The 419-nt window shown below is 38.7% G+C and carries 1 protein-coding gene; it reads left to right on the plus strand.

Annotated elements, in window-relative coordinates:
* The first annotated feature begins 6 nt into the window (after nt 1-6).
* Nucleotides 7-321, plus strand: coding sequence for a hypothetical protein (locus ETC02_RS17050; RefSeq protein WP_012574186.1), 315 nt, complete (start codon nt 7-9; stop codon nt 319-321).
* Nucleotides 322-419: the final 98 nt, after the last annotated feature.

A 419-nucleotide genomic window follows, 5' to 3' on the forward strand; every position in this document is an offset into this window, starting at 1 on the left:
AATAATATGAGTGCACATTTTATATATGATGAACGCCTTGGCATTCGCCTGCCACATTTACAAAAAGAATGGGACATGTACACAAAAGAAGAACAAGCAGAAATTTTATTAGAATGGGAGACGATTCGTGGCAAAATTCCTGATCGAATTATCGAGCTAGAACAACAAATTAATGAAAAGCAACGACAGCTTGGAGAAGAAAATGATTTCGCTCGCTCATGCACGCTCAACTTTGAAATTGCAGCGCTCGCGTCCATCATTAACGATTTATGGATTTGGTATCGAATGAATCAAACCGTTACAAATCGCATACATCAATAAAAAATGTGCCCATACGGACACCTTTTTTACGCTAAATTCGCCAATCTCATCACATCACGGGCGATCATAACCTCTTCATTCGTTGGAATGACTAATAC

The sequence above is a fragment of the Geobacillus sp. DSP4a genome (genome assembly GCF_013096875.1).
GTDB lineage: Bacteria > Bacillota > Bacilli > Bacillales > Anoxybacillaceae > Geobacillus > Geobacillus thermophilus.